Origin of the sequence: Paracoccus sp. J55 (assembly GCF_000513975.1) — a bacterium.
Taxonomy (GTDB): domain Bacteria; phylum Pseudomonadota; class Alphaproteobacteria; order Rhodobacterales; family Rhodobacteraceae; genus Paracoccus.
The window spans coordinates 27,709-54,646 of the sequence record NZ_AZVA01000007.1 but is presented as its reverse complement, the minus strand read 5'-3'; the positions used below and the strand labels follow the sequence as shown (position 1 = coordinate 54,646).

Below are 26,938 nucleotides of genomic sequence, written 5' to 3'. Positions count from 1 at the left end.
CAAGCCTTTCCTTGACACCGCCATTAGTTGAGTATTTTTATCAACCACTATCGCCAGACGCAAGGGGATGAACATGGACCTGACCGCCATGCAGGCAGCCTATTGGACCGGGCGCGATTGGAAGGGGCCGGGCGGCGGCGTATCCGCGCATCTGCATACCGAATTCCAGCCGCAAGGGCTGGAGCCGGGGCGGCTGGACCGCGCGGTGCGCGGGCTGTTCCGCCGGCATCCCATGCTGCGGCTGCGGGTCACGGCCGCGGGCCAGCAGGTGATCCAGCCGCTGGACGACCGCCACGCCCTGCGGGTCGAGGATCTGCGGGCGCTGGCGCCGGATCAGGTGCAGGCGCGGCTGGCCGCGACGCGGCGGCGGATGACGCATCAGCGGCTGGACATCGCCTCGGGCGAGGCGGCGGAATTCCTGCTCAGCCTGCTGCCGGGCGACGAGCAGCGGCTGCATGTCGACCTGGACATGATCGCGGCCGATCCCTCCTGCTTCGGGCTGATCATGGACGACCTTGCCCGGCTTTACGAAGATCCGGCCGGGATCGCTGCGGTCGAGGAACCCGAAGGCTGCTATTTCGACTATCTGGGCCGGCTGCCTCCCGACCCGGCGGCCGAGGCGGCGGATCGGGACTGGTGGCGGGCGCGGCTGCGCGACATGCCGCCGGCGCCCTCGCTGCCGCTGCGCGACGGGGCGGCCGCGCCGGAAAGCACCCGGATCTCGGCCCTGCTGCCGCCGGCGCAGGCCGCGGCGCTGCGGGGGCTTGCGCGTGAATTGCGGGTCACGCAGACCGCGCTTTACCTGGCGGTCTTTGCCGCCGTGCTGGCGCGGGCGACAGGCGACCGGGCCTTTCGCCTGACGCTGCCGGGCTTCTTCCGCGCCCCGGTGATGCGCGGCGCCTCGCGGCTGGTCGGGGATTTCACCAATATCCTGCCGCTCGGCCTGCGGGTCGGGCCCGAGGCCACGCTGGCCGGACTGGCGCGCGAGGCAGGGCGCGAGATCGCCGAGGCGCTGTCGCATCAGGCCTGCCCCGGCGTCGCCGTGCTGCGCGAGATGTCACGCGGCGGCCAGGGCGTGGAATCCGCGCCGGTGGTCTTTACCAGCGGGCTCGACCTGGACGGGGCGCAGCGCCAGCTGCTGAGCCCCCGCGTCGGCCGGCTGTTCGGGCGACTGGTCTGGAGCGTCTCGCAGGCGCCGCAGGTTGCGCTGGACGTGCAGGTCGCATCGCTGGCCGAGGGCGTGCTGCTGAACTGGGATCTGCGGCTTGACGCGCTGCCCGGCGACTGGGTCCGCACCGGTTTCGATGCCTGCCACGCGGCGCTGTGCCGGCTGGCCGATGCGCCCGATCTGGCGGCGGCGCCGCTGTCGGACTGGCTGCCGGCACCGATGCGGATGCGGCGGCTGGGCGAGCTGCAAAAGGCCTATCTGCTGGGCCGCGAGGCCGAGCTGCCGCTGGGCCGCACCGCCATGCAGGAATATCGCTGCTATCGCGGCCCGCTGGATGCCGAAGCCCTGGCGCTTCGGGCCAAGGCGCTGATCGAGCGGCATGAGGCGCTGCGCTGCCGGCTCGACCCTGCCCATTCCGCGCTGCGCGTGCTGGACGAAGCCGAGCCGCCGCTGGAACGGATCGACCTTTCGGGACTGGCCGTCGATGAGGCCGAGGCGCAGCTCTCTGCCCTGCAGGACGAATTCGCCCGCGCACCGCTGCCGCTGGACGGGTTGCTGTGGCGGCTGGTGCTGGTGCAATTGCCCCGGCCCCGGGAACAGGCATTGCTGGTCAAGATGGACGCGCTGGCGCTGGACGGCGCCGGGATCGCGCAGGTGATCGCCGAACTGCTGGCGCCCGGGTTGCCGCCGGCCTCCGCCCTGCCCGAGCCGCCGCCCGAACAATCCGACCGCGCCGCCGATGCCGACTGGTGGCGCGCGCGTCTGGCCGGGGTCGAGGGGCCGCCGCGCCTGCCCTGGCGGCAACCGCCGGAGGGCATCGACCGCCCGCGCTGGCGCCGCGACAGCCGCCGCATCCCGCGCGATCAGCTGGCGCGCCTGGCCCGGCTGGCGGCGGCGCAGAAACTGACCCGCAACAGCATCGCCATGGCCGTGGTGCTGGAGGTGCTGGCGCGCTGGACCCCGGACCTGGCGCCCTGCGTGGCGGTGCCGGTGGCGCCGCCGCCGGGCGGGGCGCTGGCCAACCGCTCGTCCTTCAACGCCGTCGACTATCGCGCCGACCGGGGCAGCTTCCTGGACCATGCCCGCCGGCTGCAGGAGGACCTGCTGGAGGGCATGGCGCATCCCGGTCTGTCGGGGGTCGGCCTCAGCCGGCTGCTGCTGGCGCAGAACGGCGGCCGGATCGCGCTGCCGGTGGTGCTGACCAACGGCATGGGCTGGGACCGAGTGCCCGCCGATGCCGGGCTGCGGCTGGTGGACGGGCTGGTGCAGACCCCGCAGGTCGCGCTGGACCTGCGGCTGTCGCTGGATGCGGACGGCGCGCTGCTGCTGCAAGCCGATCACGTCGAGCAGGCGCTGGAGCCTGCGGTCGTCGGCGCGTTGATGGACGCCGCCGCCCGCGCCTTCGCCGCGCTGGCCGGACGGGACGAGTTGACCCTGGCCGGCGCCGATTTCCTGCCGCCGCCGCCCGCGGCCCCCGCCGGGGCGGAACATGCCGGCCCCGGCCATTTGGAGCGCATCGCGGCGCAGCTGTTCGACGGCGATCCCGACCGCACGGCCCTGATCTGCGACACCCGCAGCACCAGCTACGGCGCGCTTGGCCTGCGGGTGCGGCGCGTGATGGCCGGGCTGGCCGCGCGCGGGCTCGCGCCGGGCGACGTGGTCGCGATCTGCCTGCCGCGCGGACCCGAGCATCTGGTGCTGACGCTGGCCTGCGCCTTCTCGGGGCTGGTCTGGGTGCCCATCGACGCCGCCGCGCCGCCCGAGCGGCGCGACTACCTGCTGCGCAATTCCGCGCCGCGGCTGGTCGTGGCCGGGACCGACCTGCCCGGCTGGCCGCTGGCCTCGCCCCGCACCCTCGAAGCGCATGACCCGGCCCCGATCCCGCAGGGACTGGCCGCGCTGTCCCGCTCCGAAGCGGCCGCCTATTACCTTTACACCTCGGGCACCACCGGGCGGCCGAAATGCGTGGTGCTGAACAATCGCGCCACCGCGAATGTCATCGGCCATACGCTGGACGCCTGGGGGATCGGGGCCGAGGACGCGGTGATCTCGGTCACGCCGCTGCATCACGACATGTCGGTCTTCGACCTGTTCGGCACCCTGGCCGCCGGCGCGCGGCTGGTCATGCCCGCGCCGGCCGAGGAAAAGGACGCCCTTGCCTGGAACCGTCTGGTGCGCGACCACGGCGTGACCGTCTGGTGCTCGGTCCCCGCCATCGTCGAGATGCTGCTGGCCTGCGCGCCGGATGACGGGCTGACCTCGCTGCGGCTGGTGGCGCAGGGCGGCGACTACATCAAGCCGGCGGTGATCGACCGGCTGCGCCGGCTGCGGCCCGATGCGGCGCTGTGGTCGCTGGGCGGCCCGACCGAGACCACGATCTGGAGCATCTGGCACCGGATCGGCCCCGAGGACGACCGCATCATCCCCTATGGCCGCGCCCTGCCCGGCAACCGCTACCTGCTGCTGAACCCGCAGGGCGAACCCTGCCCCGAGGGCGTGGCCGGCCGCGTCCACACCACGGGCGTGAACCTGGCGCTCGGCTATCTGCGCGACGGCGCGCTGGAACAGACCGACTTCACCGAGGTCGGGGGCATCCGCGCCTTTCGCAGCGGCGACCTGGGGCGGCGGCGCGGCGACGGCACCATCCTGTTCGACAGCCGGGTGAACGGCTATGTCAAGGTGCGCGGCGTGCGCATCTCGCTGGCCGATGTCGAGGCCGAGCTGGCCGCCCATCCCGCCGTCGCGCAGGCCTTGGTCGTAGACATTCCCGACGCGCGGGGCGAGACGGTGCTGGCCGCGCTGGTCGCCGGCCGCGACCTGCCCGAACCGGCCGCGCTGCGCGCCTTCCTGCGCGAGCGGCTGCCGCAATCGCACCTTCCCGACCGCATCCTTGCAATCCCGGCGCTGCCGCTGTCGGCCAACGGCAAGCCCGACCGCCGCCGCGCGCGCCAGATCGCGGGCCAGCCCGGCCCCGAGCCGACCGCACCGCCAGAAGCGCTAGGTGCCGAGCCGGCGGACGCGCTGACGGGCCTGATCCTCGCCGCCTTCCGCGAGGCGCTCGGCGCGCCCGGAATGGGGCCCGAGGACGATTTCTTCGACCATGGCGGGCATTCTCTGGTCGCGACCCGGATCATCGGCAGGCTGCAGGCCGAACACGGCATCGCCCTGCGCTTCACCGACATCTTCCGCCATCCGACCGCCCTCGCGCTGGCCGGGATCGCCACCCGCAGCGCGCCGGCTGCACCGATGCCCGCAGCCGGGGACGACGCGGCCGGGCCCCAGGCGGCGCCCCTGTCGCTGGCGCAGCAATCGCTGTGGAAGGCCTATGCCGCCTTCGGCTATGGCGGCATCTTCAACCTGCCCTTTGCCCTGCGTTTCCCGACCCCGGTGGACGAAGCGGTCTTCGGGCTGGCCTTCGGCGACCTGATCCGCCGCCATCCCGTGCTGCGCAGCCATTTCCGCGAGGAAAACGGCCAGCCGCTGCAAGACGTGGTCCCGGTCGAGCGGCTGGGCAATTATCGCTGGTTCTGGACCAGCGCCGAGGCGGGCGAGGCAAACCGCCGGACCGAGGCCGGCCATGTCTTCGACCTTGCCCGCGAATTGCCGCTGCGGCTGCGCTTCTTCCGCGAGGGGGACGAGCAGGTGCTGTCCATGCTGTTCCACCATATCGTGCTGGACGAATGGTCGCTGAACCTGCTGATGGACCAGCTTGGCCACGCCTATCGCCAGCGGGCGGCGGGGCTGGCGCCGGAATGGACCGACCAGCCGCCGGGCTTCCACCGCTTCGCCGCCGCGCAAAGGGCGGCGGATACGGACCGCGCGCATCTGGACTACTGGCTGGATCACCTGCGCGGCGCACCGCGTGCCCGCCCGATCCTCGGCGCTGCGCCGGGTGGGCAGGACCCGCAGGGCGGCTGGACCCGGATCGACCTGCCGGCCGAGGTCGCACGCGGGCTTTACGCCACGGCGCGGCGCAACGCGGCCTCGCTTTTCGCGACGGCCTATGCGGCGATCGGCGCGGCGCTGGGGCGGCTGGGCGGCATCGACGATCTGGTGATCGGCACCTCGGCCTCGGGGCGCAACGATCCGGCCTGGTTCGACACGGTGGGCTATTTCACCACCATGACCGCGCATCGGCTGGCGCTGGGGGCGCAGGACACGCCTGCCGCGCTGATCGCGCAGGTGCGCGACCGCATCGCCCGGTCGCTGCCGCATTCCGAGGTCCCGCTGGACCTGGTGGGCGAGGCGCTGACCGGCAATCCCGTCACCCGGCTGGACGAGATGTTCGAGGTCTTCATCCAGATCCACGCCCGGAACCGGATGAACGGCGCCATCGCGCTGATGGACGGCAGCCGCGTCGAATACCGGCAGATCGACCCGGACAAGGCGGAATCGCTGCTGGGCCTGCAATTCGAGATCGTCGAGGACGTGGCGGACGAGACCGCCGGCCTGCGCATCATGCTAAGCCATCGCGCCGACCGCTACGGCCCCGCCGAAATCCGCCGGATCACCGAAGCGGTCGAGGCGATGCTGGCCCGCTTTGCACAGCCGCAGGACGATCAGCCGCTGGACGCCGGCGAGGCAAGCCCCAGATGCGCGGCCAGCGTCTCTCCGGCATAGGCGTGGCGAAAGCGCCGCGCCTCGGCCAGCGCCGGGACCAGTTCGGACAGCAGCAGGTCCAGCGATTCCCCGCTGCCGCCCGGCAGGGCGATGAAGCCGTCCATGGCCCCGGCATCCGACCAGGCGGCGATCTCGGCCAGGGCCTCGGCCGGGGTGCCGACGAAGGTCCAGTGCCCGGAATTGGCCACCTCGGGGCGCAGCAGCAGGTCGCGCAGGGGCGGGCTTTCCTGCCGGATCAGCCGCTGCAGCAGCCCCGAATGGGTGCGGCTGCGCAGCGCCGCGTCCCCGGCCGGCAGGTCCGCGGGGGTCAGGGGGCGGTCCTCGGGCCAGTCGGCCAGGTCGCGGCCGACCAGCGCCCCCAGCTTGGCCCGCAGCGCGGCAGGATCGCGGCGGGCCTGCGCCTCGCGGAACATCTCCTGCGCCTCGCTCCGGCTGGGCGCCAGATAGGCGTGAAAGCCCGGCAGCAGCCGCGGCGCGTCGTCGCGGCCGGCGGCGCGGGCCCGGCGCTGCAGGTCCGACCGCAGCTCTTGCCCCGCGGCAGGGTCGGGGACCGAGGCGAAGATCGCATCGGCGACCGAGGCGGCGAAGCCGCGGCCCTCGGCCGAGGCGCCGGCCTGGAACAGCGCGACGCGCGCGGGATGGCGCGGCACGTTCAGCGGCCCCTCGACCTGATAGAAGGCGCCGCAATGGTCGATGGCCGCCAGCCCTTCGGCACCGTGGCTGTCCCAAAGGCGGCGCACGACATCGGTGAACTCGGCCGCGCGGGCGTAACGCTCGGCCGCCGAGGGCATGGCGGCAAGGCCGAAATTCCGCTCTCCATCCAGCGCGGTGACGATGTTCCAGCCCGCCCGGCCGTTGCTGAGCCAGTTCAGGGTCTGCAACTGGCGCGCGGCGACATAGGGCGGATTGAAACTGGTCGAGACCGTCGTGACCAGCCCGATCCGCCGCGTCGCCCCGGCCACGGCGGTCAGCACCAGCGTCGGATCCAGCGCCGCCCGCGCGATGCGCGGCCCCGCCCCCTTCGGGTCGATGTAAAGGCTGTCTGGCTTGAAGACAAAATCCAGATGCGCGGCCTCGGCCCGGACCGCCAGCGCGCAATCCAGCGCCAGCGCCTGGTCCGGGGCCGGCGGCGGCCCCCAGGTCCGGGCAAGGGCCAGACCGATATGCAGCATCCGCGCCATCGCATGCTCCTCGTGAAATTGCGTCTGGATAATTCCGAGTGTTTTACTTTACGAACCGGAGGACGCGATTGCCAGCCGGAGTGAAAACGTGATCCGCATCCAGGGCCTGACGGTCGGCTATGGCCGAAAGCCGGTCATTCGCGGGCTGGACGCCAGCTTCGCGCCGGGGCGCTTCACCGCGCTGGTCGGGCCGAACGGCTGCGGCAAATCGACGCTGCTGAGGGCGGTGATGGGCTTTCTGCGTCCCCAGGCCGGCCGCGTCACGCTGGACGGCGTGCCCATGGCGCGCATCCCGCGCCGGGCGCTGGCACGGCGCATCGCCTGGCTGCCGCAAGAGAACCATTGCCCCGACTACCTGACCTTGGGCGAGCTGGTCGAGATGGGCGGCCATGCCCGGCAGGGGCTTTTCGCCGGGCCGGACGACCGCGACCGGCTGCTGTTTCGCGAGGCGCTGCGCATCGTCGGGCTGCAGGATCAGGCGCATCTGCCGGTCAACGCCCTGTCCGGCGGCCAGCGGCAGCGCGCCTTCATCGCCATGGTGCTGGCGCAGGACACGCCCGTCGTGCTGATGGATGAGCCGGTGAACCACCTGGACGTCACCTATCAATATGCCCTGCTGGGGCTGGTGCGCGACCTGACGCGGCGCCATGGCCGCACGGTGGTCTCGGTCCTGCACGACCTGAACCTGGCGCTGAGCTTCGCCGACGAGGTGGTGATGATGTCGGGGGGCGAGGCCCGCGCCTCGGGGCCGGTGGCCGAGGTCCTGAACGCCGCGAACCTGCGCGAGGTCTTCGACCTGGACGCGCAGGTCATCCGCCACGAGGGGCGGCGGATCTGCCTGCCCGCCCTGCCGGAGCCCAGCGCATGAGGCGCGGCTTTCCGGTCCTTGCGACGCTGGCGCTGGCGCTGGCGCTTTGCCTGCTGCTGGCCCTGTCGGCGGGCGAAAGCTGGATCCCGCCCTCGGGGATATGGGCCGCGCTGACCCGCTTCGACGAGACGCGGCAGGCGGATGTCATCGTGATCTACCAGCGCCTGCCGCGCGCGCTGATCGCCATGCTGGCCGGGGCGGCGCTGTCCATGTCGGGGGCGGTCCTGCAGGGCGTGCTGCGCAATCCCCTGGCCTCGCCCTCGCTGGTCGGGATCAATGCCGGGGCGGCGCTGGCGGTGGTGGCCGGCGCCTTCCTGCTGGGGCTGGAGCCGCGGGCGCAGGGATCGGCCGCGCTGGCGGGCGGCGGCCTGGGCTTTCTGGCCAGCCTCGGCGTCGCGCGGCTGGCCGGCCATGCGCATGATCCGCGCGGGCTGGCGCTGATCCTGTCCGGCGCGATCGTCTCGATGTTCCTGGGCGGGCTGACGCAGGCGCTGCTGCTGTCCGATCCGGCGCTGCGGCAGGATTACCTGGGCTGGCTGGGCGGCAATGTCAGCCATGTCCATGCCGAAAGGCTGGCGGATTTCTGGGGGCTGGCGGCGCTTGGCATGGCGGCGATGCTGCTGCTGGCCCGCCGGCTGTCGCTGCTGGCGCTGGGGGCCGAGAAGGCCGCCTCGCTGGGCATCGACGTGGCGCGCACGCAACTTCTGGCGCTGGGGGCGGCGGTGCTGGCCTCGGCCTCGGCGGTGGCGATCTGCGGACCGCTGGGGTTTCTGGGACTGGTGGTGCCGCATCTGGTGCGGCCGCTGACCGGCGCGCGCTTCGGGGCGCTGCTGCCGGGCTGTGCCCTGGCCGGGGCCTGCCTGTGCCTGCTGGCCGACCTGATCGCGCGCATGGCGCTTGCCCCCTTGGCGCTGCATACCGGCGTCGTGCTGGAGCTTCTGGGCGGCATCGCCTTCATGCTGATGGTGCGCCGCTTCTACCTGCGCGGAGCCGAGGCATGAGCAGCCGCGCCCTGGACGGCCGTCGCGTGCTGCGCCTGCCGGGCGGGATGCAGATCGGACTGGCGAATCTGGCCGCCGCGCTGGCCCTGACGCTGGCGAGCCTGGGGTTGGGGGCGGTTTCGCTGTCCTGGGGCGAGACGCGGCTGGACCTGCTGGCGCCGCTGGATGCGGATCAGGCCTTTGCGCTTTACCAGGTGCGGCTGCCGCGCCTGCTTCTGGGCTTCATGGCGGGCTGGTCGGTGGCGCTGGCCGGCGCCATGCTGCAATCGCTGGCCCGCAATCCGCTGGCCGATCCGGGCCTGCTGGGTCTGTCGCAGGGCGCGATGGTGGCGATCATGGTCCTGACCGTGCTGGCCCCCGGCCTGCCGCCGGCATGGCTGCCGGGCGCGGCGCTGCTGGGCGGCCTTGCGGTCGCGGCGCTGCTGCTGGCGCTGGTCCGCGGCCATGCCGGCGGGCTGGCCGTGCTGCTGATGGGCATTGCGCTGGAATCGACGCTTTCGGCGGTGACGGCGGTGCTGGTCCTCTATACCCCGCCCGAGACCTCGCATGCGCTGGCCGGCTGGATGGCCGGGTCGCTGGCCCTGGCCGACTGGCCGCGGGTGACGATGCTGGCGCCATGGTTCGCCGCCAGCCCGATCGCCATCCTGCTGCTTGGCCGGGCGCTGCGGCTGATCGACCTCGGCGCGCCCATGGCGATGGCGCTGGGGCTGGATGCGGCACGGGCGCGGGTGGCGGTCCTGATCGTTGCGGTGCTGCTGAGCTCGGCCGCCTTGACGGCGGTGGGGCCGCTGATGTTCCTCGGGGTCATGGCGCCGCAGCTGGCGGCGGCGCTGTCGCCCGCCTCGGGCCGGGCGCGTCTGGTGCTGGCGGCGCTGACCGGCGGGCTGCTGGTCACGGCGGCCGACATGCTGGCGCGCAACGCCGGCACCGATATCGGCCTGCCGGTCGGGCTGGTCCTGGTGACGCTGGGCGCGCCGCTTTTCGTGCTGGCGATGCGGATGCGGCTGTTCCTGCGGATGAGTTCAAGCTGAAAAGGAGGACGAGATGCGCCGATTGCTGATGACCGCCCTTGTGGCGCTGGCCGCCATCGGGACGGGACAGGCCGCCGAGGTGACCGACGATACGGGGCGGCAGGTGCGGATCCCCGACGACCCGCAGCGCGTCGTGGCGCTGCACGAGCCGGTGCTGGCGGTGCCGCTGATCGAGCTGGGCGTGCCGGTCGTCGGAATCTACGGCCGGGGCGACGACGGCTCCAGCCTGACCGCGGTGGATTTCCTGCACGAGATGCTGGGACGTTCCAAGGATGCCGACCCGATCCCCGGGATCGGCCCGGTGGGCAGCATCAACCTGGAAAAGCTGCGCGCGCTGCGGCCCGACCTGATCATCGGCACCGATTACGATGCCGGCAAGGCCAAGGCCCTGTCCCAGGCGGCGCCGGTCTATCTGCAGAACAGCAGCGGCGCGACCGCCCACGGCTTCAGCGTGCAGGAGGAGCTGGCGCGCGTCCTGCATCGCGAGGACCGCTTTCGCGAACTCAGGACCGCCTATCAGGCCCGGCTTGACGGATTGCGCGGCCGGTTTCCCGATCGCCTGCCCAAGGCGCCGGGGGAAAGGACCTATCTCATCGTCATGCTGACCGACCAGGCCAATGTCGTGGCCGGCATGTCCGGCGCGGTGCAGGCCCTGGAGGACCTGGGCTATCGCCGGGCCGAGATCGCCGGCGAGGGCTCGACCCGGCAGTCGCGCTCGATGCTGATCCTGCCCGTCGGGGCCGAAAGCCTGGCCGGCCTGAACCCCGACCTGCTGCTGGTGATGACCAGCTTCGCCGCCCCGGCGCGGGACGAGGCGGCCGCGCGCGCGGCGCTGGACCGGCTTTCGCCCGGCTGGGACCGTTTCATGGCCCCGGCGCGCGAGGGGCGGGTGGTGTTCCTGGATTCCGCCAGGGTCACCAGCCCTTCAGTCGCCAGCGCCATGCACACGCTCGACGCGGTCGAGGGCTGGCTGGCCGGGGGGCCGCGCTGACGGCGAGGGCGCCGGGGCCGACGACCGGCGGTCTGCGGCCGGCCGCTCTGCGCGGCAGGCCCGCCAATGCGCCACCTGCTGGCGGATGAACCATTCCGCCACCTGCCCGAACAGGGGGCCGATGAAATCGGGGGCGAGGCCCGCCTCGGCGGCCCAGGCCGCGCGTTCGTCCAGCATCTGCCGCACCCGCTCCGGCGCGGGGATCGAGGCGATGTCGGGCTTGAAGTCCGCCGCGGCCAGCACATAGCGCAGCCGCAGCCCCAGCAGCCCGACGATGCGGGCGTCGATCAGGTCGATGCCGCGCCGGACGTCGCCCAGCCCCGCCACCGCTTCCGGCGGGACCAGGTCCGGCGCCAGATCCTCGGGCGCCACGACGGCCGGGCTCATGCACGCTCCTCCTGCCGGGCGGCGACGGGATCGGGGAAATGCGCCTCGCGCAGTTGCTCGCGCAGCTGGCGCTTGTTGACCTTGCCGACGCCGGTTTGCGGAAAGCGATCCAGCACGATCACCTCGTCGGGGATCTTGAAGGCGGCAATCCCGGCCTCGGCCAGGTGGCGGCGCAACGCCCCCGGCCGGGGCGTGGTGCCCGGCGCGGCCAGCACGAAGGCGCAAAGCCTTTCGCCCATCAGCGCATCGGGCCGCCCCACCACCGCCGCATCCAGCACCGAGGCATGGGCGACCAGCAGATCCTCGACCTCGTCCACGCCGATCTTTTCGCCGCCCCGGTTCACCTGGTCCTTGGCCCGCCCCTCGACGGTGATCGCGCCGTCGGCGTCGCGCCGCGCGATGTCGCCCGAGCGATAGAAGCCGTCGGCGGTGAAGGCCTGGGCATTGTGCCCGGCCATGTCGTAATAGCCGCGGATCGTGTAGGGGCCGCGGACCTGCAGCTCGCCCGGCTCGCCGATGGCGGCCTCGCGCCCGTCCGGGCGGATGATGCGCAGCTCGTCCCAGGGCGACATGGGCCGGCCCTGGGTGTTCACGATACGCTCCTCGCTGTCGGTCAGCGCGGTGAAGCAGACCAGCCCCTCGGCCATGCCGAAGACCTGCTGCAGCTGGCAGCCCAGCTCCGGCCGGATGCGCCGGGCGCTGGACGGGTTCAGCTTGGCGCCGCCGACCTGCAGCAGCTGCAGCGAGGACAGGTCCGCCCCCAGCCCGGCCTGCGCATCCAGCCACAGCAGCGCCAGCGGCGGCACCAGCGCGGTCATCGTGACGCGATGGCGGGCGATCAGGTCGAAGCAGATCCCGGCCTCGGGCTCGGCTGCGACGACCACCGTGCCCCCGGCCTGCAGCGTGCCCAGGAAACCCGGGCAGGCCATCGGGAAGTTGTGCATCATCGGCAGCACGCACAGATAGCGCGTATCGCCGTCCAGCCCGCTGGCCGCCACCGCCATGCGGATGTTGTAAAGATATTCCATGTGCCGGCGCGGGATCAGCTTGGGCACGCCGGTCGTCCCGCCCGAGATCTGGAAGCAGGCCACGTCCTCGGCATTGGGACCGGCCGGCAACGGGAGATCGGGACGGAACAGGCTGTCGAAGGGCGTCGCGTCCCGGCTGTCGCCCAGCACCACCACATGCCGGACCGAGGGAACCTTGGCCTGCACCCGCCGGGCCAGCGCCACCATGTCATACCCCTCGGGCTCCTGCGCCGTCAGGATCGCGCGGGCGCCGGTGAAATCGGCAAACTGGCCAAGCTCAAGGTCGCGATGCCCGGGCAAGGCCAGCACCGGCACGACCCCCAGCCGGCAAAGCGCGAAGAACAGCGTGACGAATTCCCCGCAATTGGGGAATTGCACCACCACCCGGTCGCCGCGGACCAGTCCCAGCGCCGAAAGCCCGCCCGCCAATGCCAGCGCATCGCGGTGCAACCGGTCGTAACCGATCTGCCGCTCTCCGTCGATCAGGGCGATCCGCCGACCCAGCCGCCCGGCTTGCCGCGCCAGAAGGTCGAAGAATGTCTCGTATCGCCAGATCCCGGCCTCGCGGTAACGGTCAGCAACGTCCCGGGGCCAGAACGGGCAGCGGGCCTGCCAGTCCAGAGCGTGATCTGCCACAGCAATCTCCTTTCGCAATCCGCTGGCGAAGGGTGGGCAAATCTTCCTTGATAGGGAGGACCATGTCCGCTCCGCCGAAATCCCGACCGTGACGACTGGCGGAGGGCTGAACGCACGGTATCTTATCTTTTTTATCGGATTACTGTCGCACAACTGCAGATGGGTGTAAAGTGATCCTGCGGCGCAGGTTGTGGCGCAGGGGTCACGCCCTGGATTCCCAGGCGCCGCCGCCCCTTGCCCCGAGCCTTGTCAATCGGTTAACCCGGCGCTGTCGCTCGGCGGTTTCCCGCCGGCGGGACGGAATCGCAAATGGCAGCCAGCATTCGCCAGCCCGCAGTAGATCTGGATAGGGTTTGGAGATGAATGGACGTAAAATCCCGGTGCTGCTTGGCACGGTCGCCATGCTGGCATTGGCCACGGCCCCCGCGCTGGCTCAGGACAATCAGGGCATGGCCGAGGCGGTGCGGCTGGACGAAATCGTCCTGACCGGCGAAAAGCAGGCGCGCAGCATCAAGGATACCGCCTCTTCGGTGGCCGTCCTGACCACGCGCGACCTTGAGGAGAGCGGCGGGCAGGACAGCATCGCCGATGCGGCGACGGGCATCGCCAACGTGACCTATGTCGCCTCGGGCGGCCAAGGCGGCGCCCCCACCATCCGCGGGCAGGACAGCGAGGGCCCGAATTCCGGCGCGGTGGCCTTCTTCGGCGGCACGGCCCCGCGGCTGGCCTTCAATCTGGACGGGCATTACCTGGGCTATAACGAGATCGTCTGGGGCAGCCAGGCGCTTTGGGATGTCGAGTCGATCGAGGTCTTTCGCGGCCCGCAGACCGCGACCCAAGGCGCGAACTCGATCGCCGGGGCGATCATCGTCAAGACCAAGGATCCGACTTTCCAGCCCGAGGGCGCCGCGCAGCTGGAATATGGCAGCCACAACCGCCGCCGCGCCAGCCTGATGGCCTCGGGGCCCTTGTCCGAGGATCTGGCCGGGCGCATCGCCGTCGACTACTGGGCGCGCGACAATTACATCGACTATACCAACCCCGCCTTCGCGGTGGGCTCGACCGACCAGAATCATGAATCCCGCACCATCCGCGCCAAGCTGCTGTGGCAGCCGCAGGAGATCCCGGGGCTCGAGGGCAAGCTGACCTTCTCGCACAGCCTGACCAACCGGCCGAACTGGGAAGCCGCGACCGAGCCCTATGAGGATCTGGAAAGCGCCACCGCCTCGAATCCCAGCTGGCGGCTGCGCACGAACACCACCATCCTTGATGTCAGCTATGAATTCGGCAATGGCTGGACGTTGTTCAACCAGCTGCAATATTCCGACATCTGGGTCAAACGCTCGACCGAGCCGGTCAGCGCGGGCACAGCGATCCTGGATCAGGACGTGACCTCGAACGAGACGCGCGTAACCTTCGGGACGCCCGAAGACCAGTTCAGCGGCGTAGCGGGACTGTTCGTCTCGCGCACCGATTCGGACGAGCTTCTGGATTACCGCGGCACCACCACCTATGACGACCGCAAGGACAGCCTGGGGATATTCGCCGAAACCACCTGGCGCCTTGCCGACCGCTGGAGCCTGACCGGCGGGCTGCGCTATCAGCGCGACGACATCACCCGGCGCGGCGTGTCGAGCTTTACCCCGAACGTGCTGGATTACGACGAAAGCTTCGACGCCTGGCTGCCCAGGATCGCGCTGGCCTATGACCTGGACGCATCGACCCGCATCGGCGCCATGATCAGCAAGGGTTACAACCCAGGCGGGGTGACGCTGAACCTGACCAGCGGGGAATACGTGCCCTTCGACGCCGAGACCTCGTGGAACTACGAGATCTTCGGCCGCACCCGGTTGCTCGACGACCGGCTGGAGCTGACCGGCAACCTGTTCTACACCCAGCTCCATGATGCGCAGCGCTATGTCGTGACCAGCCTGCCCGAGAACATCGGCAGTTCGATCACCGTCAATGCCGAGCGCGCCAAGTCCTATGGCCTGGAACTGGGGATGGACTATCTGCTGCGCGACAATCTGCGGGTCAAGGCGGGGCTGGGCCTGGTGCATACCGAGATCAGCCGCTTCACCAGCGCGGCGGCGGATTACCAGGGCCACCGCTTCGGCCGGTCCCCGGACTATACGCTTTCGCTGGCGGCCGATTGGGACATCACCCCAGAATGGCGGCTCAGCGGCCAGCTGCGCCACACCGACGGCTATTATTCCGACGACAACGAGGACCGCGACACCTGGGTCGATTCCTATACCGTGGCCAATGCCCGGCTGACCTGGCAACCGCGCGAGAACCTGCAGGCCTTCGCCTATGTCAACAACCTGTTCGACGACCGCTCGGTGACCTATCTGCGGGCCAGCCGCTCGATCGGCGGCTTCGAGGCCACCGTGGTCGAACCGCGCGAGGTGGGCATCGGCCTGAAGGTGACCTTCTGACGTAAAAGGTCCGGCGAGTTCGACATGGCCCAGGCGCTTCTGGCCGGCGCCCGGGCCGCACCGCCGGGCTGTCAGGCGCAATTCGACGCGAACGGCAGCGATCCGGACAAGGGCACCGGCATTTGGGCCGGTGCGTTTTACAAAGATGAACCGGTGGAGTTGAGCCGAATTCTCACCGCCAAGGTGCTGCGGTCAGGAAATCCTTCAGGACGGTGTCGAACCGCGCCGCCGATTCCAGGTTCACGATGTGCCGCCCCGGCAGGGACAGGTGACGTCCACGCTGCACCTCTCGGGCGATGGTGGCCAGTTCGGCCGGCGGGCAGACCGGATCATCAGCCCCGGAAATCGCCAGCAGCGGATTGGCGATCTGGTGAAGCCGGCCGCGCAGATCCGCCCCGGCAAGCGCCGCGCAGCATCCCGCATAGCCATCGACCGAGGTGGCGGCGAAGCTGGCCAGGATCGCCGCGACGCTGGCCGGATCGGCCGCACGAAAGCCCGGCGTGAACCAGCGTTCCGCCGTCGCGGGAAGAAGGCTGCCCAGGCCCCCTGCCCTGACCTCATCGATGCGGGCGTTCCAGCCTTCGGCGGTGCCGATCCGGGCGGCCGTGGCGCACAGAACCACGCGCCCCAGCCGCGCGCCCGCGTGGATCGCCAGCCATTGCCCGGTCAGCCCGCCGATGGACAGGCCGCAGAAATGGCTGCGCCTGATCCCCAGCGCGTCCCACAGCGCGATCACGTCGCCGCCCAGATCGGCCAGGCCATAGGGCGGCAACGGCGCGCCGGACCGGCCATGGCCGCGGCGGTCATAGCGCAGGATGCGGAAATCCCGGCAAAGGCTTTCGATCTGGGCGTCCCACATATGCAGGTCGGTGCCCAGGGAATTGCAGAAGGTCAGCCACGGCTTTTCCCCGGCATCGCCGTCGATGCGGTAGTGCAGCCGGTGCGTGGGCAGGTCCAGGCAGGGCATGGGCGGCCTTTCATCGGTATGCGGCGCGCGGCGAGGGGCCGCGCGCCTTGTTGCAGGGATCGTCAGGCGGCGGCAAGCCGCGCCGTGTCGCGGGCGCGCCCGTTGGCAAGCGCGAAGACCAGCATCGCCAGGGCCGAGACCGCCGCCGGGATCGCGAAGAGCAGGAAGTTCTGCTCCAGCGGCAATTCCCGCGCCAGCAGCACCCCGCCCAGGGTCGGCCCGACGATGGCGCCGATCCGGCCCATGCCCGAGGCCCAGCCCAGCCCGGTCGAGCGCACCGACAGGTTATAAAGCTGCGCCACGCTGGCATAGAGCAGGATCTGCGTGCCGATGGTCGTGGCCCCCGCGACGAAGACCAGCAGGAACAGCATCGCCGGCGCCGGGTTGAAGCCGATCAGGGCGATGGATGCCCCGGCGGCGGCGAAGAAGGCGACCACCACCTTCGGCAGGCCGAAGCGGTCGCCCAGCCACCCTCCGGCGATCGCCCCCGCCATGCCGCCGAAATTCAGCGAGAACAGCGACAGCAGGCTCGCCCGTTCCGCATATCCGGCCTCTTGCAGCACCTTGGGCAGCCACGACGACAGCAGATAGACCAGCAGCAGGCAGCAGAAGAAGGACAGCCACAGCATCAGCGTGCGCAGCGTCCGGCCGTGGCGGAACAGCTCGGCGACGGATGCCGAGGCGCCCTTGGTCTCGGTGAAGACCAGCTGGTCATCGGCCGCCAGCGGGGTGGCCGGATTGATGCGGGCAAAAATGCGCCGCGCTTCGTCCTGCCTGCCCTGACGGATCAGGAAACCCAGCGATTCCGGCAGTTTCCACAGCACCAGCGGCAACAGCAGCAGCGGCACCGCGGCGATGAAGAACATCGGCTGCCAGCCGAAGGAGGGGATCAGCCCGACGCCCAGCCCCGCCGCGACCATGCCGCCGACCGAATAGCCCGAGAACATCAGCGCCACCATGGTGCCGCGCAGGCGCTTGGGCGCGTATTCGTTCATCAGCGCCACGGCATTCGGCATCAGCCCGCCGCAGCCCAGGCCGGCGATGAAGCGGAAGATCTTGAACTGCTCGGGCGAGGTGGCAAAGCCGGTCAGCACGGTCGAGGCGGTGAACAGCACGAAGCTGATCGCGACGCCCTTCTTGCGGCCGATCCGGTCGGCCAGCGGGCCCAGGATCAGCGCCCCGAACATCATCCCGAACAGCGCCCAGGCCTGCAGCGCGCCGGCCTGCGGCTTGGTCAGGCCCCATTCCGCGATCAGCGTGGGCAGCACCGTGCCCGCCACGAAGACATCATATCCGTCCACGACCAGCAGCGTGCCGCACAGCGCCACCACCATCCATTGGAAGCGGCCGAACGGACCCTGGTCTATCGCCTCGCTGACATCTATGTTTCGCATGTCGTTCCTCCCTTGTTTTTCGCTTGAAAGCCCGGTCAGCCGCTGTCGCCTCCGGCGGCGCTCATCCCGTGTCGCCTCCGGCGACGGGCATGACGGAACCGGTGATGTAGGATGCCTCGTCCGAGGCCAGGAACAGGATCGGCGCGACCTGTTCGTCGATGGTGCCGTAGCGCCTCATCGGGGCCGATTGCGTCACCTGTTCCACGACTTCGGCCATCCATTGCCGCTCGGCCGGGCTGTCGCCCTCGGCATTGCGCGGGATGCGGCGCGGCGGCGCCTCGGTGCCGCCGGGGGCGGTGGCGACCACGCGGATGTTCTGCGCCGCAAGCTCCATCGCCAGGGATTGCGTGATCGCGTTGACGCCGCCCTTGGCCGCCGAATAGGGGACGCGATGGATGCCCCGCGTGGCGTTCGAGGAGACGTTGACGATGGTGCCGCCGCCGCGCGCCGCCAGATGCGGCAGGACCGCCCGGCAGCAATAGAGCGTCGGCATCAAGGATCGACGGATCTCGGCGTCGATCTGGGCGGGCTCGAATTCGGCAAAGGGCCGCATGCGGATCGCGCCGCCCACGTTGTTGATCAGGATGTCGATGCCGCCGAACGTTTCGGCCGCATGGCGCATCGCGGCCTCGGCGCCGTCCCAGGTCTCCAGGTCGGCGGTGAAGGCGGCGGCACCGCCGCCCGCTTCGGCCGCCACCTCGGCCACGAAATCGGCGCGGTCCACGAACAGCACCCGCCCCCCTTCGGCCGCCGCGCGCAGCGCCACGGCGCGGCCGATGCCCTGCGCGGCCCCGGTCACGACCAGCACCTTGCCCGCGAAACGCCCGGCGAAGACGGCCCCGGTCATGCGATGGCCTTCAGGGGCGCGTTGGGGGTGAACTTCTCGTAATGGAAGCTGGCGGGGCGGATGCCGTTTTCATCCAGATAGTTACGCACGGCATCGACCATCGGCGGCGGGCCGCACAGATAGACATCGACCCCGCCGGCGGCCAGCATGTCGCCCGGCATGTGCTGCGTCACCCAGCCCTTGCGGGGATGGGCGGAGGCGGGATCGGCCACGACACTCGTGAAGGTGAAATTCGGCAACCGGCCTGCATAGGCGGCGATTTCATCCACCAGCACCAGGTCCAGGTCGCGGGTCACGCCATAGGCCAGGTGGATCTGGCGCTGCGACCCGGCGCGGGCCAGGACCTCCAGCATCGACAGGAAGGGCGCAAGGCCGGTGCCGCCCGCCAGGAACACGAGCGGCCCGTCGCCGTCGCGCAGATAGAAGCTGCCCATCGGCCCGGTCAGCTCCAGCCGCTCGCCCGGCTGCGCACGGGCCAGCCAGCCGCCCATCAGCCCGCCGGGGATCTTCTTGATCAGGAAGCCCAAGGTGCGTTCGCCCGGAGCGGAGCTGAAGGAATAGGAGCGGTGATCGCCGCTGCCCGGCACGCCGATATTGACATATTGCCCCGGCAGGAAGGCGGGGGCGTCCTCCACGTCAAGCTCCAGCACCACGGCCGCGTCCTGATGCGGCTCGATCCTGGCCACGGTGGCGGCGAAGACCTGCTGGCCGGTCTTGCAGGCCTGCGAGGTCGTGGGCACCGACAGCACGCAATCCGAGGACGGCACCATCTGGCAGGTCAGCACCAGCCCCTCGGCGGCCTCGTCCTCGGTCAGGGCGTCCTCGATATAGTCCTCGCCCATGTCATAGGCGCCGCTTTCGGCGCGGCACTTGCAGGTGCCGCAGACGCCGTCCGAGCAGTCCATCGGCAGGTTGATCTTGTTGCGGAACGCGGCGTCGAGAACCTTCTCGCCCGGCTTGCAATCGACGAAGCGGGTGATCCCGTCCTCGAAGTTCAATGCGATGCGGTAGCACATGGTCGCCTCCTCCTTGCGGTTGTGCGGGGTCCGGCGGCGGTCAGACGTGATAGACGTCGATGACCTGGCGGATATAGTCGTTCTTCAGGACGATCTTCTTGGCGACGATGGCCAGCCCGTCGCCGGTCCGTCGCAGGGTCACGAAGATCGTCCCGAAGAACTGGTCGGTGACCTTGTAGCGGTGGTTCAGCGTGTGGAAGTTGTAGCGGACATCCACCTCGGTCCCCCGGTCCTCGACCACCTCGACATTCAGGACGGCGTGGCTGGTGCGCGGCTCGGGCGTCGAGGCACCCGAACGCTCGGTCTTGATGCGGAAGACGCGATCCTCCAGCCCCTCGCGGTTCGGGTAATAGATCAGCGAGATCTGCGACTGCGGATCCTCGGTGATCTGGTCGTTGTCGTCCCAGGCGGGCATCCAGTAGGTGACGTCGGGCGCATAGCAGGTCAGCCATTCGTCCCATTGCCGGTCATCGAGCAGGCGCGCCTCGCGATAGAGAAAGGCGCAGATGGCGTCGTAGCCCAGGCTGGTGCCGGCGGTGTCGTGATCCAGGCTCATGCCGCGGCCCCCCTTTTCTCGGCGGCAAGCGCGTCGCGCATCACCCCGGCCCAATATTCGTGCTGGCAGACGAACAGCCCCTCGTCCTCGCTGCGTTCGCCGGACAGAAGCGGCTTCAGCCCCATGCGCCGGGCGTTCTCGTCCGGCCCGTCGATCCACAGCGGCGCGCCGCGCGACATGTCGTTCCACAGCGCGAGGCTGCCGGCATAGGCGGTCTGGCAGGCGCGGAATTCCTCAAGATCGTCCGAGGTGCCCATGCCCGACACGTTGAAGAAATCCTCGTATTGGCGGATGCGATGGGCGCGGTCCTCGGCGGACTCGCCCTTGGGCGCGAAGCAGAAGATGGTGACTTCGGTCTTGTCCACGGAAAGCGGGCGGACGACGCGGATCTGGGTGCTGAACTGGTCCATCAGGAACACGTTCGGATAGAGGCAGAGGTTGCGCGTCTGGTTGACGATGAAGCCGGCCTTCTCCTCGCCCAGCCGGGCCACAAGATCCTCGCGGCGGTTCCAGACCGGCCGGACCTCGGGGTTCTTCGTGTTGGTCCACAGCAGGATATGGCCGTTCTCGAACCCGTAGACGCCGGCGACGGACTTCGACCAGCTGTTCGCGTCCACCGCCTTGGTGCCGGTCTCGCTGCGCCGGTCCATGGTGGTGGCATAGTTCCAGTGGACCGTGCTGACGTGATAGCCGTCGCAGCCGTTCTCCATCTGCAGCTTCCAGTTGCCGTCATAGATGTAGGAGGAATTGCCGCGCAGGACTTCCAGCCCCTCGGGGGCCTGATCGACGATCTGGTCGATGATGATGGTGGTCTCGCCCAGGAACTCCTCCAGCGGCGCGACATCGGCATTCAGGCTGCCGAACAGGAAGCCGCGATAGCTTTCAAACCGGGCGACGCGGGTCAGGTCGTGCGAGCCGTCCTTGCCGAACTGTTCGGGATATTGCGTCGTCTTGGCGTCCTTGACCTTCAGCAGCTTGCCGGTGTTGGAAAAGGTCCAGCCGTGGAACGGGCAGGTGAAGCTGCCCTTGTTGCCCTGCTTGCGGCGGCACAGCATGGCGCCCTTGTGGGCGCAGGCATTGATGACGGCGTGCAGCGTGCCGGTCTTGTCGCGGGTGATGACCACCGGCTGGCGGCCGATCCAGGTGGTGTAATAGTCGTTCGGTTCGGGGATCTGGCTTTCATGCGCCAGATAGACCCAGTTGCCTTCGAAGATGTGCTTCATCTCCAGCGCGAACAGGTCCTCGTTGGTGAAGATGTCGCGGCGGCAGCGGTAGAGGCCGGCCTCCTTGTCGTCCTGCACGGCCGTCGCCAGAAGTTGATCCAGGTCGCGTGCCTTCTCGATGATCGCGGACATGAGCTTTCCTCCCAGGGGATGCGCCTTTCGCGGGCCGGCCCCTGCCAGATGTCGGTGATGGTTGATCGGGTTCGGAAGGGGGGGCGGCCTGCGGCGGCCGCCCGAGAGCATCGGTCAGGCGGCAGCGCGGCGGCGCTGTTCATTGGCCTGGTTGTCGACGCCATCGACCAGGGCGGTCAGGTGGATGTCGAATTCGATCTCGGCGAAGGGGCCGTTCAAGCCGTTGGCGTGGATGCTGTCCTCGTCGGTGCGCTCGACGACATGCGGCACCAGCCCTTCGCGGGTCGCATAGGCGAAATCGTCGTCGATCAGCGGATCGCCCTCGATATTGATCTGCGTGGTCAGCTTGCGGTGGCCGTCGGCGCTGACGAAGAAATGGATATGCGCCGGCCGCTGGCCGTGGCGGCCAAGCGCCGACAGCAGCGCCTCGGTCGGGCTGCCGGGGGGCACGCCATAGCCGCTGGGCAGGATGCTCTGGAACTTGTAGCGGCCCTGATCGTCGGTAATGATGGTGCGGCGCATGTTGAAGGGCGCCTGCTTGCCGGTCGGGTCGAAATGCGAATAGAAGCCGCGGGTGTCGCAGTGCCAGACCTCGACCTTGGCGCCCGGCAGCGGCTTGCCGTCCGATCCGTGGACCGTGCCGTGCATGATCAGCGTGTGGCCGTCGGTGTCGGTGCCGTCGTCCAGCCGCGCGAAGCCGACGGATTCCGGGGCACCCGCGACATAGAGCGGCCCCTCGATGGTGCGCGGCGTGGGGTTCTCGATCCCCAGCGAGGCGTCGATGGCGTCCAGCCGCTCGTCGATGAAGTGATCGACCCCCAGGCCCGGCGAGACCAGCCCGGCCTGCCCGGCCGCGCCCAGATCGTTCAGCCAGGCCACGCCCGTCCAGTATTCGTCGGGGGTGATGTCCAGGTCGTCGATGGCCTTGAACAGGTCGGACATCAGCCGATGCACGATCTGCTTCATGCGCGGCTCGCCCTTGTCGTTGTTCAACCCGCTGAGTTCCTTCAGGAACTCCTGCACATCGGGTCGGTCGAAAATCTTGACGGTCATGGTTTCTCCTCCTGGATTCGCTTGGAAACTGGGCGGACAGGCTTCCCCGGACCTGCCCGTTGGGACTTAGCTGTCATCCTCGCGGATGGCGGAAGGGTGGCGCAGAAGCGGCGTGACCGCGATCTCCATGAAGGGAAACAGGGGCAGGCCGGACAGGATCTGGTGCAGCTCGTCGTTGTCGCCGACGTCGAAGATGCTGACATTCGCGTATTGCCCCGCGACCCGCCAGATATGGCGCCATTTGCCGCTGCGCTGCAGATCCTGCGCATAGGCCTTTTCGCGCGCGATGATCCCGGCGGCTTCCTCGGCCGGCAGATCGCGGGGAAGCTTCACGGTCATGGCGACATGGAACAGCATCGTCACACCCTCCCGCCGGGCAGGCTGATCGTCTTGCGGATCCCGTCGCGGGCAAAGAAGGCCAGGCGATCCTCGTCCAGCGCCACCCCTAGGCCGGGGCCGGCGGGGACGGTCAGCTCGAACTCGCCGTATTCCAGCGGCTCGGCCAGGATCTCCTCGGTCAGCAGCAGCGGGCCGAACAGCTCGGTGCCCCATTGCAGATTGGCGAAACAGGCGAAGGCATGGGCCGAGACCACCGTGCCCACCGCACCTTCCAGCATGGTGCCGCCGTAAAGCCCGATCCCCGCCGCATCGGCGATGGCCGCGACGCGCAGCGCGTTGAAGGCGCCGCCGCTCTGCTCCAGCTTGACGGCAAAGACATCCGCGCCCTGCAGGCGCGCGATCTCGAAGGCGCTTTCGGGGCCGGTCAGGGATTCATCGGCCATCAGCGCCACGGGCCAGCGCCGCACCAGCCGCCGCAGCGCCGCGGTCTGCGCGACCGGCTGCTCGACCAGCTCGCAGCCCGCATCGGCAAGGGCGGGAATGCCGAAGGCGGCCTCGCCCTCGGACCAGGCCATGTTCAGGTCCACCCGCACCGCGGCGCGGTCGCCAAGCGCGGCCTTGATCGCGGCCACATGGGCGATGTCGTCGCGCATGGGCCGCGCGCCGATCTTCAGCTTGAAGACGCGGTGGCGGCGCAGGTCCAGCATCCGCTCCGCCTCGGCGATGTCGCGCGCCGTGTCGCCCGAGGCCAGCGTCCAGGCCACCGGCAGCCGGTCGCGCCGCCGCCCGCCCAGAAGCTCGCTGACCGGCAGGCCGACCCGCTTGCCCTGCGCATCCAGCAGCGCCGTTTCCACGGCCGACTTGGCAAAGCGGTTCTCGCGCACCATCCGGCCGATCCGCGCCATGAGCGCCTGCACCTGCGTCGCGTCCTGGCCGATCATCACCGGCGCGAACCAGCTGTCGATATTGGTCTTCATGCTTTCGGGGCTTTCGCCGCCATAGGCCAGGCCGCCGATGGTGGTGCCCTCGCCGATGCCGACGATCCCGTCGCTGCAATGGACGCGGACCAGCATCAGCACCTGCCCGTTCATGGTCGCGACCGAGAGCTTGTGCGGCCGGATCGTCGGAAGGTCGAGGATCACCGTCTCGACCCTTGAGACGACGGGGCGGATATCGGTGCGCGGGGCGAGGGGTGCGAATGACTGGTTCATGACGCCAAATTGCGGCGGCGGCCCCTTTCTGTCCAACACCATTTGGATTTGAAAGAATACTCTGAAGGTATTATGGTGAAGAAAATATGGCCCCCCGGCCAGTTACCCCGCCACAGAATACCAAAAACAATCATCGTTTTTGCTCTTGCCTGCCCAGAGGATGGCCATGGATCTGCGACAGCTGCGCTATTTCACCGCGGTCGCGCGCGAGCGGAACTTCACCCGCGCGGCTCAGACCCTGAACATCGCCCAGCCGCCGCTGAGCCGCCAGATCCAGCTGCTGGAGGAGGAGCTGGGCGTCGCCCTGATCATTCGGAAAAGCCGGCCGATCAGGCTGACCGACGCGGGACGGCTGTTCTACGAACAGGCGCTGCAGGTGCTGGGGCGGGTCGACCAGATGAAGGATGCGACGCGCCGCGTCGGGCTGAATCGCAACCGGGTGCTGTCCATCGGCTTCGTGGCCTCGACCCTTTACGGCGGCCTGCCGGTGCTGGTCAGGAAACTGCGCCAGAACGTGCCCGAGCTGGACATCCAGCTGCTGGAAATGCTGTCGATCCAGCAGATCCCGGCGCTGAAGGAAGGCCGCATCGACATCGGCTTCGGCCGCCTGAAGCACAGCGACCCGAATGTCGTCGGCACCGTCCTGCGCGAGGAGCGGCTGGTGGCCGCCCTGCCCCAGGACACCCCCCTGGCGCGGGATCCCGCGCCGCTGCCGCTGGCTGCGCTGGCCGGGCAGGCGCTGATCGTCTATCCCAAGGAGCCGCGGCCCAGCTATGCCGACCAGGTCCTCAACCTGCTGCAGGACGAGGGCATTCGCCCGGCCGACGTGCTGGAGGTGCGTGAAATCCAGACGGCGCTTGGTCTGGTCGCGGCGGAGTCGGGCATCTGCATCATCCCCTCCTCGGCCCGGCAGATGCGGTCGGACGTGCGCTATCGGCTGATCGACAGCCCGCGGGCGACATCGCCGGTCATCCTCAATCACCGCGCCGGCGACGCCTCGCCCTATCTCGACCTGGTCAGGCAGCTGATCCGCGACATGTATGCCGAAAACCCGGTCTGGCTGGAGGCTAACAATCTTCGCCCAACCCCTCCCGACGACCGCAGGCCGGACCGCGCGTAAGGTCCTGCGCCGAGGTCACCGTGCGTTGCCTGCCATCAGGGAATGCAGGGCACGGTCGAGGCTGTGTCAAAACTGCTCAACTGGACTGCATGTTGTCAGGGGCTTTCGAAGGCCGAAGTTCGCGCACGCGACCCGCGCCATCCCGAGCTCCGGCGCCCTGCCGGGCCGTTTTAGGCAGTATAGCGCGCCAATGATCACCGGGGCTTCTCATACCGGAATTGCCGCCATCAGACGCCCGATGGCGATCAGGGAGGCGATTTGGCACAGCCCCCTGCCGATCTTCGAGGGCATCGAAAGCGCCGGCCGCATTGCAGGCGCACTGATCCGGCGGCGGGCACCAGGTGTCGTCGGAACCGCGTGCTGACATCGTCCACGATCCACGGGGTCGGCACTCGTCGAGCCCAGGCTCAGGAGCAACGCGCCATCGGGCTGCAGGAGACGCCGGATCTCGACCGCGATCCCTTCCATCCAATCCAAGTATTCCATGCGCGGCCTGCTGTCCCCGACGCTATGGTATTTCATGCCGATATGATAAGGAGGCGATGATATGACGAGATCGACGCTTCCTGCGGGCATCTTGCACATGATCTCTAGGCAATTGCCCTACATGATGTGGCAGCCTTCGGGCACGATCGCGGTGTGCTTCATGGCGTTCAGTTTCTTTTTCTCGGGACCACGTCGTCCGTATTCCGCAGCCTCATCGGAGAAAGACGGAGGCGCACCAGCGCACGCGTTAGACGCAAAACCTAAGCTCCAGGCTGAGACCCCAGTTCTCTGCTTGCCTCGCACGGGCGACAGCGATGCCGTCCGCGCTGGCTTTTCTCAGGCCGGCCAGGGCCGGGTCGGCCGGGTGATCGCCGAGCTTCTGGGCCGCGCGCAGAGCGACGAGGCGCTGATGGCGGCGTTCCACCGGGGCTTCCTGGTCCCGCGCCGCAACCATGCGCGCGAGTTGATCGCGCGGGGCCGGGCGGACGGCGTGTTCCGTGCCGATCTGGACCTGGACCTGATCATCGACCTCTATGCCGGCCCGATCTATTTCCGTGCCTTCGCGAAGCATGCGCCGCTGGATCGGGACTTCGCCGAGGGGCTCGCGCGGCTGGTGGGTGCAGGAGGGCAAGCTGCCGCCGCAGGACAAGATGGGCGCGATCCTGGACGCGCCGCCCGGCCGCCCGGCACTCAGATCGCGCACCCGGGGGCAGGACGGGCGGCCGCTTCACGATCATCCGGCCCACATGGCCCGTTCACGCAATTGTCAGCACGAACAGCCGCCGGCTGGCCGATCATGGAGGGGCGGCCGTCCCGGCGCGCGGCAGTCCCGACCAGCATCCGAAACAGAGGTCCGACATGCATATCCAATCCCGCATCCTTCCCTCGCTCCTGTTCGCCGCGGCGCTGGCGTTCAGCGGCGCACCCATGCTTGCGCATCACGGCTGGTCATGGGCCGAGGGCGAGCAGACCACGCTCGAGGGAACCATCGAGAGCGTCTCGATGAACCCGCCCCATCCCACGATCCAGGTCCGCGATGCCCAGGGCACCGTCTGGCAGGTCGATCTGGGCAATCCCAACCAGACCGCCCGCTCGGGCTTTACCGATGACACGGCGCAGCCCGGCGATGCGATCACGGTGATCGGCAATCGCAACCAGGACCAAAGCCCCCATATGAAGGCCGTCCGCATCGTGATCGACGGTCAGAATTACGACATGTATCCCGAGCGCATCCAGGCAGACTGA

At 69.5% G+C, this 26,938-nt stretch carries 22 protein-coding genes; 9 read left to right on the top strand and 13 right to left on the bottom strand.

Annotated features, from left to right (window positions below; all coding sequences use genetic code 11):
• Positions 1–73 precede the first annotated feature (73 nt).
• Entirely contained in the window at positions 74–5,788 is a 5,715-nt protein-coding gene (locus tag PARJ55_RS21750) for a non-ribosomal peptide synthetase (RefSeq protein WP_198019333.1), read from the top strand.
• On the opposite strand, the gene PARJ55_RS0108790 is transcribed toward PARJ55_RS21750, so the two are convergent.
• Entirely contained in the window at positions 5,728–6,969 is a 1,242-nt protein-coding gene (locus PARJ55_RS0108790; RefSeq protein ID WP_028712694.1) for an NtaA/DmoA family FMN-dependent monooxygenase, read from the bottom strand. The genes PARJ55_RS21750 and PARJ55_RS0108790 overlap by 61 nt on opposite strands.
• A gap of 88 nt (positions 6,970–7,057) precedes the next feature.
• Between PARJ55_RS0108790 and PARJ55_RS0108785 the strand changes: the two genes are divergently transcribed.
• The 4 genes from PARJ55_RS0108785 to PARJ55_RS0108770 are packed head-to-tail and all read left to right on the top strand — an operon-like array spanning position 7,058 to position 10,860.
• Positions 7,058–7,837: an ABC transporter ATP-binding protein gene (locus PARJ55_RS0108785; protein ID WP_028712693.1), complete on the top strand. Its 780-nt coding sequence runs from the start codon at positions 7,058–7,060 to the stop codon at positions 7,835–7,837.
• Positions 7,834–8,838 carry an iron ABC transporter permease gene (locus PARJ55_RS0108780; protein WP_028712692.1) on the top strand — a complete coding sequence of 335 codons (1,005 nt, stop codon included), beginning with the start codon at positions 7,834–7,836 and terminating at the stop codon, positions 8,836–8,838. The genes PARJ55_RS0108785 and PARJ55_RS0108780 overlap by 4 nt, the downstream gene beginning before the upstream one ends.
• On the top strand, positions 8,835–9,869 hold the full coding sequence (locus PARJ55_RS0108775; protein ID WP_028712691.1) for an iron ABC transporter permease: 1,035 nt from the start codon (positions 8,835–8,837) through the stop codon (positions 9,867–9,869). Before PARJ55_RS0108780 ends, PARJ55_RS0108775 begins: the two co-directional genes overlap by 4 nt.
• A gap of 13 nt (positions 9,870–9,882) precedes the next feature.
• Entirely contained in the window at positions 9,883–10,860 is a 978-nt protein-coding gene (locus PARJ55_RS0108770; protein WP_028712690.1) for an ABC transporter substrate-binding protein, read from the top strand.
• Here the strand turns inward: PARJ55_RS0108770 and PARJ55_RS21745 are convergent.
• On the bottom strand, positions 10,795–11,247 hold the full coding sequence (locus PARJ55_RS21745; RefSeq protein WP_074990905.1) for a chorismate mutase: 453 nt from the start codon (positions 11,245–11,247) through the stop codon (positions 10,795–10,797). The genes PARJ55_RS0108770 and PARJ55_RS21745 overlap by 66 nt on opposite strands.
• Positions 11,244–12,911, bottom strand: a complete 1,668-nt coding sequence (locus tag PARJ55_RS0108760; protein WP_028712689.1) for a (2,3-dihydroxybenzoyl)adenylate synthase — start codon at positions 12,909–12,911, stop codon at positions 11,244–11,246. The genes PARJ55_RS21745 and PARJ55_RS0108760 overlap by 4 nt, the downstream gene beginning before the upstream one ends.
• Before the next feature lie 359 nt (positions 12,912–13,270).
• Between PARJ55_RS0108760 and PARJ55_RS0108755 the strand changes: the two genes are divergently transcribed.
• Positions 13,271–15,349 (top strand): TonB-dependent receptor, encoded by a 2,079-nt coding sequence (locus tag PARJ55_RS0108755; protein ID WP_028712688.1) that lies wholly within the window; start codon positions 13,271–13,273, stop codon positions 15,347–15,349.
• 172 nt (positions 15,350–15,521) lie between these two features.
• Here PARJ55_RS0108755 and pcaD read toward each other — a convergent pair whose 3' ends face one another.
• The 9 genes from pcaD to PARJ55_RS0108710 all read right to left on the bottom strand — a co-directional run bounded on the left by pcaD (position 15,522) and on the right by PARJ55_RS0108710 (position 24,087).
• Positions 15,522–16,316, bottom strand: coding sequence for a 3-oxoadipate enol-lactonase (gene pcaD / locus PARJ55_RS0108750; RefSeq protein WP_028712687.1), 795 nt, complete (start codon positions 16,314–16,316; stop codon positions 15,522–15,524).
• A gap of 62 nt (positions 16,317–16,378) precedes the next feature.
• A complete protein-coding gene (locus PARJ55_RS0108745; protein ID WP_028712686.1) occupies positions 16,379–17,710 on the bottom strand; it encodes an aromatic acid/H+ symport family MFS transporter in 1,332 nt (443 codons plus the stop codon).
• A 61-nt stretch (positions 17,711–17,771) separates the two neighbouring features.
• On the bottom strand, positions 17,772–18,557 hold the full coding sequence (gene benD, locus PARJ55_RS0108740) for a benzoate diol dehydrogenase BenD (RefSeq protein ID WP_028712685.1): 786 nt from the start codon (positions 18,555–18,557) through the stop codon (positions 17,772–17,774).
• A complete protein-coding gene (gene benC, locus PARJ55_RS0108735; protein ID WP_028712684.1) occupies positions 18,554–19,573 on the bottom strand; it encodes a benzoate 1,2-dioxygenase electron transfer component BenC in 1,020 nt (339 codons plus the stop codon). The genes benD and benC overlap by 4 nt, the downstream gene beginning before the upstream one ends.
• A gap of 40 nt (positions 19,574–19,613) precedes the next feature.
• Entirely contained in the window at positions 19,614–20,129 is a 516-nt protein-coding gene (gene benB / locus PARJ55_RS0108730) for a benzoate 1,2-dioxygenase small subunit (RefSeq protein ID WP_051416209.1), read from the bottom strand.
• Positions 20,126–21,484, bottom strand: coding sequence for a Rieske 2Fe-2S domain-containing protein (locus PARJ55_RS0108725; protein ID WP_028712682.1), 1,359 nt, complete (start codon positions 21,482–21,484; stop codon positions 20,126–20,128). Before PARJ55_RS0108725 ends, benB begins: the two co-directional genes overlap by 4 nt.
• 114 nt (positions 21,485–21,598) lie before the next feature.
• Positions 21,599–22,537 (bottom strand): catechol 1,2-dioxygenase, encoded by a 939-nt coding sequence (gene catA, locus PARJ55_RS0108720; RefSeq protein ID WP_028712681.1) that lies wholly within the window; start codon positions 22,535–22,537, stop codon positions 21,599–21,601.
• A 66-nt stretch (positions 22,538–22,603) separates the two neighbouring features.
• Positions 22,604–22,894, bottom strand: a complete 291-nt coding sequence (gene catC / locus PARJ55_RS0108715) for a muconolactone Delta-isomerase (RefSeq protein ID WP_028712680.1) — start codon at positions 22,892–22,894, stop codon at positions 22,604–22,606.
• 2 nt (positions 22,895–22,896) lie between these two features.
• Positions 22,897–24,087: a muconate/chloromuconate family cycloisomerase gene (locus PARJ55_RS0108710; RefSeq protein WP_036697943.1), complete on the bottom strand. Its 1,191-nt coding sequence runs from the start codon at positions 24,085–24,087 to the stop codon at positions 22,897–22,899.
• Between the two features lie 166 nt (positions 24,088–24,253).
• Here PARJ55_RS0108710 and PARJ55_RS0108705 point away from each other — a divergent pair, with 166 nt between their 5' ends.
• Entirely contained in the window at positions 24,254–25,207 is a 954-nt protein-coding gene (locus tag PARJ55_RS0108705; RefSeq protein WP_028712678.1) for a LysR family transcriptional regulator, read from the top strand.
• A gap of 207 nt (positions 25,208–25,414) precedes the next feature.
• Here the strand turns inward: PARJ55_RS0108705 and PARJ55_RS0108700 are convergent, their stop codons facing one another.
• Positions 25,415–25,783 carry a DNA methyltransferase gene (locus PARJ55_RS0108700; protein ID WP_256380866.1) on the bottom strand — a complete coding sequence of 123 codons (369 nt, stop codon included), beginning with the start codon at positions 25,781–25,783 and terminating at the stop codon, positions 25,415–25,417.
• On the opposite strand from PARJ55_RS0108700, the gene PARJ55_RS24865 reads away from it, so the two are divergent.
• Together PARJ55_RS24865 and PARJ55_RS0108690 are read left to right on the top strand one after the other, a co-directional pair.
• A complete protein-coding gene (locus PARJ55_RS24865) occupies positions 25,755–26,699 on the top strand; it encodes a TetR-like C-terminal domain-containing protein (protein WP_084648086.1) in 945 nt (314 codons plus the stop codon). The two genes, PARJ55_RS0108700 and PARJ55_RS24865, sit on opposite strands and share 29 nt — an antisense overlap.
• Positions 26,585–26,938 carry a DUF6152 family protein gene (locus tag PARJ55_RS0108690; RefSeq protein ID WP_028712675.1) on the top strand — a complete coding sequence of 118 codons (354 nt, stop codon included), beginning with the start codon at positions 26,585–26,587 and terminating at the stop codon, positions 26,936–26,938. Before PARJ55_RS24865 ends, PARJ55_RS0108690 begins: the two co-directional genes overlap by 115 nt.